Source organism: Planomonospora algeriensis, from assembly GCF_977012225.1.
In genome coordinates this window covers 1-5,257 of record NZ_CDRNDK010000427.1, presented here as the reverse complement: position 1 = coordinate 5,257, position 5,257 = coordinate 1, and the positions used below count along the sequence as shown (strand labels likewise).

General features: G+C 73.2%; 4 protein-coding genes and 1 pseudogene. 2 read left to right on the top strand and 3 right to left on the bottom strand.

All coding sequences use genetic code 11. The annotated features are described in order from the left end of the window. The 3 genes and pseudogenes from ACWJ6R_RS29440 to ACWJ6R_RS29430 form a co-directional block, all read right to left on the bottom strand. Window positions 1–539 (bottom strand): annotated as a pseudogene (locus ACWJ6R_RS29440) (cytochrome P450); the annotation flags it as partial. Window positions 540–622: 83 nt separating this feature from the next. Continuing rightward, the gene (locus ACWJ6R_RS29435; protein ID WP_449065353.1) at window positions 623–1,702 is read right to left on the bottom strand and encodes a WD40/YVTN/BNR-like repeat-containing protein; all 1,080 of its coding nucleotides are present in this window, start codon (window positions 1,700–1,702) and stop codon (window positions 623–625) included. A 136-nt stretch (window positions 1,703–1,838) separates the two neighbouring features. Continuing rightward, complete coding sequence (locus ACWJ6R_RS29430; RefSeq protein ID WP_449065352.1) at window positions 1,839–2,954, bottom strand: globin domain-containing protein; 1,116 nt, start codon at window positions 2,952–2,954, stop codon at window positions 1,839–1,841. 491 nt (window positions 2,955–3,445) lie between these two features. On the opposite strand from ACWJ6R_RS29430, the gene ACWJ6R_RS29425 reads away from it, so the two are divergent. Both ACWJ6R_RS29425 and ACWJ6R_RS29420 read left to right on the top strand, forming a co-directional pair. Then, on the top strand, window positions 3,446–4,135 hold the full coding sequence (locus ACWJ6R_RS29425) for a gamma-glutamyl-gamma-aminobutyrate hydrolase family protein (protein WP_449065351.1): 690 nt from the start codon (window positions 3,446–3,448) through the stop codon (window positions 4,133–4,135). Between the two features lie 155 nt (window positions 4,136–4,290). Then, entirely contained in the window at window positions 4,291–5,205 is a 915-nt protein-coding gene (locus ACWJ6R_RS29420; RefSeq protein ID WP_449065350.1) for an alpha/beta hydrolase, read from the top strand. Window positions 5,206–5,257: the final 52 nt, after the last annotated feature.

The following is a 5,257-nucleotide window of genomic DNA, read 5'->3' as shown; positions in this document are numbered from 1 at the left end:
CGGGCCCGCCGGGCCCGCCAGTGCCGGGCTCCCGGGCCGCCGAACCCGTCGACCAGCGCCACCAGGTCCGACGCCGCAGCCGACGCGTCGGCGTCGCGCAGGGGGATGCCGGCCCACCGGCACACGCCGCGGGTGATGACCCGGGCGGCCTCGTCGAAGAGCACGACCTCCGGCACGCCGGCCCAGGAGGCGACCGCCTCGTCCCAGGCCGCGGTGGTGCGGTCGACGAGGTCGGTGACGCCCTCGTCCGTCATCAGCGACATGAACATCGCCTTGCGCACCCGGTGGTCGGCGCCATCGAGGGTGTGGACCGCCCCGTGGCCGAACAGGGTGCTCTTGACGGGGCCGGGCAGGGCCGTGTGCCGCTCGATGTGCTCCTCGTCGTAGAAGAACCGCGCCGCGTCCGGTCCGCACAGTCCCACGGCGCGCTGACCCATCACCCGGGTGTGCACGACCTCGCCGGGGGCGCGCCGCCGCTGGGCGGGCAGCCAGCCGTAACCTTCGAGCAGCAGCAGAAGCGTGTGATCCGCGATGGGCATGGCGTACGGCCTTCCCGCGGCTTCCGGTGCGAAACCACCGGCCCGCCGTCGAGCGGAGGTCCGCCGGTCCGCGGACCGGAGGGCTAGAGCAGCGCGGCGCGCACGGTCAGCACGTCCGGCAGGTGGCGGGCGACGGTGAACCAGCTCTCCCCGTCGTCGCGGGAGCCGTACACCTCGCCGTCGCGGGTGCCGAAGAAGACGCCCGCGGGTGAGGCGCACATCGCGTCGCGCAGCACGGCCGAGTGGACCGGGTCCTCGGGCAGGCCGGCGCTCAGGGCCTGCCAGGAGCCCCCGGCGTCGTCGCTGCGGAAGACCCGGCAGCGGTGGTCGACGGGGGTGCGGTCCATGTCGGCCTTGAGTGGGAAGACGTAGACCGTGTCGGGTCGCTCGGGGTGCACGACGATCGGGAAGCCGAAGTCGGACGGGAGCGAGTCGCCGATCGAGGTCCAGGAGCCGCCGAAGTCGTCGCTGCGGTAGACGCCGAAGTGGTGCTGGAGGAAGAGCCGCTCGGGCCGGGCCGGGTGGCCGGTGACCTTGTGCACGCACTGGCCGAACTCGGGGTACTGCGACCCCTCGGGGAGGAACGGCGCGCGGATCCCCCGGTTGGCCGCCTCCCAGGAGGCGCCGCCGTCGGTGCTGCGGTAGAAGCCGCCGGTCGAGACGGCGATCGCGATGGTCTTCGGGTCGCCGGGGTGGGGCAGCACGGTGTGCATGCAGAGCCCGCCGCCGCCGGGGTGCCACTGGGCCCGGTGCGGGTGGTTCCACAGGCCCTCCACCAGGGAGAAGGTGATCCCGCCGTCCTCGGAGCGGAACAGCGCGCCCGGCTCGACCCCGGCCCAGACGACGTCGGGCTCGCTGGGGGAGGGCTGGAGCTGCCAGACGCGCTCCAGCGCCGCGCCGGTCTCCTCGGGGAAGGCGATCGGGGCCTGCTCGGCCTCCTGCCAGGTGCCGCCGAGGTCGTCCGACCACATCACGGACGGGCCGAAGTGGCCGTATTCGATGCCGGCCAGGAGGCGGGGCGCCGGACCCCGGGTGTCGATCGCGACCGCGGAGACCCCGATGGTGGAGAAGCGGATCGGTTCGACCTCGAACGGGCCGCCATCGGTGGAGCGGGCCAGGAACAGGCCCTTGCGGGTGCCGATGGCCAGGAGTGCGTCCTGCATGTCGTCTCCTCATCCCTTCGTCTCTTCGGCCCAATGGTTTCACGGCGCAGGCCGTATCGCACGCTTTATCGGATCGGCGTTCCGAATTCGAACGGAAAGTCGCCTAGGAGGGGGATCCGATGGGCGTGGGACGTGCTCAGAGCTCGCCCAGGGGGACGTCCCGGTGGATGTGCGCCAGGGGCACTCCGCCGTACTGCAGCCGCCGGACCGTCTCGTCGACCATGGCGGCGGGCCCGCAGACGTAGACCTCGTGCTCGGCCCAGGAGTGGAACCGCTCCACCACGTCCGGCACCCGGCCGCGCATCCCGTCGTAGCCGGGCTCGTCGGAGACCACGGGGAGCACGCGCAGCCAGGGGAAGCTCGACTCCATCCGGATCAGGTCCGGCAGGTCGTAGAGCTCGCGCGAGTGGCGCACGCCGTACAGCAGGTGGATGTTGGGCCGCCGGCCCGAGGCGATCACGTGCTCCACGATGGCCTTGATCGGTGCCAGCCCGGTGCCGCCCGCCACGCACAGCACGTCGCGGCCGGAGTCGACGGGCGTCATCGTGCCGACCGGCGGGCCGAGCATCAGGGTGTCGCCGATCCGGGTGTGCTCGACCAGCGCGGTGGACACCCAGCCGCCGGAGACCGCCCGGACGTGCAGCCGGACGGTGTTGTCCTCGCGGGGGGCGTTGGCGATGGAGAACGTGCGCCACACGCGGGGCCAGCGCGCGGTCTGCACGTTGACGTACTGTCCCGGCAGGTACGGCATGCGCTGGCCGGGCTGGAGGGTGATCACCGCGATGTCCGGCGTACGGCGCTCGTGGTCGATCACCTCGGCCGGCCACCAGGCGGGGGAGACCCCGGCGTCGGCCTCGGCGGCCTCGATCATCGTGTTGGCGGCGGCGGTATAGGCGGCGACCCAGGCCGCCTCGATCTCCGCGTTCCAGACCTCGGCGGCGAAGCGCCTGACCGTGGCCAGCAGGGCGTTGCCGATCGCGGTGTAGTGTTCGGCGAGCACGCCGTACTTGCGATGGTCGCGGCCGAGCTGGCCGAGGAACGACGCCAGGCCGTCCGGGCTGTCGATGCTCCAGACGATCCTGGTCAGCGCGCTGAAGAGCCGGTCGCGCTGGACGTCCATGGCCGGCGGGAACATGCCCCGCAGGTGCGGGCTCTCGGCGAACAGGCGGCCGTAGAAGTACGCCGCGGCCTTGTCCGCGACGGGCTCGACGACGGAGAAGCTTTCTTTGACGAGACGCGGATTCAATGGCATGTGACGGAACCCAACCTCATTGACCGGACCGGTGCCCGATCGTGCGGATCCACCTCCCTGACGGTTCCGGGTGACGAGCGGCCCGCGGCCCCGGCGCCCTTGGTCGCTCGAATTTGAGTCTTCCATCACCCCTTGAACGTCACAACCGTTTCCCGCCAATATGATGCGGAAACTAACGCCTCGTGGTCGGACGATCATTTTCCGTGATCGAGCTGATCGGTTTTCCGAGAATAAGCGAATAAGAATCGCATTCGCATGAATAGTGGTGATTAAACCGATGTGACAATCATTGTCGGGTGCGTCGAAACGCCCTCCGTGCCCCCGACCCCCCGCCGTCGGCGATGGAGGCTGCTTCCCGGCGAGACGACACCGATACCCGGGATGTGTGACATAGGGCAAATACTGTGCGCCATGATGGGGGTGCTGCTGGAGATGGGATGGGCGCCGCCCGCGCCGGGCGGCGTGACCCCGCGCATGGCCCTGGAGGACGCATGTCCCGACCCCTGATCGGTATCACCGCCTACCTCGAGGCCGCCCGCTGGGGCACCTGGGTCCGCGAGGCCGTCCTGTCACCGGCGTCCTACGTCCGGGCGGTGGAGAAGGCCGGCGGCGCCCCGGTGCTGCTCCCGCCCCTGGGCCTGGGCGGGATCGACGGCTACACGGCGGGCCTGTCCGGGCTGATCCTGGCTGGCGGCGCCGAACTCGACCCGGGCCTGTACGGCGCCGCCGCCGACGGGCGCCTGGACGGGCCCCAGCCGCACCGCGACCGCTTCGAACTGGCCGTGGCCCGCTCCGCCGTGCAGGCCGGGCTGCCGCTGTTGGCCGTCGCGCGCGGCATGCACGTGCTGAACGTCGCCCAGGGGGGCACCCTGATCCCCTGGCTCCCCGACGTGGTCGGGCACGACCGGCACGGCGAGCCGGGCCGCCCGCACACCGTCCAGATCAGCGTGTCCAGCGTGCTGGGCAAGGCGCTCGGCGACCGGGCCGAGGTGACCGCGCCGCACCGGCAGGCGGTCAAGCGGCTCGGGACGGGGCTGCTCGCGGTGGCCTGGGCCGACGACCAGATCGTGGAGGGAGTCGAGCTGCAGGGGCACCGCTTCGCGGTCGGCGTGCAGTGGCACCCGGAGCGCGGTGACGACAACCGCCTGATCGAGGCCCTGGTCGAGGCCGCCGCCCACTGAGCGCGCCCCGCCGGGGCCGTGCGCCGGACGTCCCGTGCGCCGCCGTGCCCTGGTCGCCGCCGTGCCCTGGTCGCCGCCGTGCGCCGGACGTCCCGGCCGTTCGTCCGCCGCGCACCGCGATCCGGCCGCCGGGGCCCGGCGAGTAGGGTGCGGCCATGGCGTTGCATCCCCAGGCCGAGGCCTACCTGAAGCTCTTCCCCACCGATCTCGGCACGCCCCTCGCCGAGATCACCCCCGCGATGATCGCGGAGATGCGGACCCTGGACGGGTTCGCCGAGCAGCGGGGACCGGTCGTCCCGCTCCCGGTCGTGCGCGACGGGAACGCCGGAGGCGTGCCCGTGCGCGTCTACCGGCCCGAGGACGGCGACCGCCCGCTCCCGGTGATCGTCTACTTCCACGGCGGCGGCTGGGTGTTCGGCAGCGTGGCCCGCAACGACGCGCTCGCCCGGGACCTGGCCGTGCGCACCGGTGCGGCGGTGGTCTCGGTGGACTACCGGCTCGCTCCCGAGCACCCCTTCCCCGCCGCGGCCGACGACGCGCTGACCGCGGTCCGGGACGTCTTCGCCCGGCCGGCCGGCTACGGCGCCGACCCGGAGCGGATCGCGGTCCTCGGCGACAGCGCGGGCGGCAACCTCGCCGCCGTGGCCGCCTGGCAGGCCAGGGACGCCGGGCTGCGCCTGGCCCACCAGGTGCTGGTCTACCCGGTCGCCGACGTCGCCATGGACACGCCCAGCTACCGGACCTACGCCACCGGCTTCGGGCTGGGCGCCGACGAGATGGCCTGGTTCGCGGCGCAGTACGGCGGGGATCCGGCCGACCCGCGGCTGGCCCCGCTCCGCCTGGCCGACAAGGCGGGCCTGGCCCCCGCGACGGTGCTCACCGCCGAGTGCGACCCGCTCCGCGACGAGGGCGAGGCGTACGCCGCCGGGCTCGCGGCGGCCGGGGTCGCGGTCGAGTACCGGTGCTACGCCGGGGCGATCCACGGCTTCTTCGGCCTGCCCGGCTTCTTCGACCAGGCGGCCGAGGCGCGCGAGTACGCGGCCGCGCGGCTGAAGGAGGCCTTCGCGTGAAGGGGCGGGCACCGGGCGGCGGGAGCCCGTCCCGTGCCCCGTCGGCCCGGTC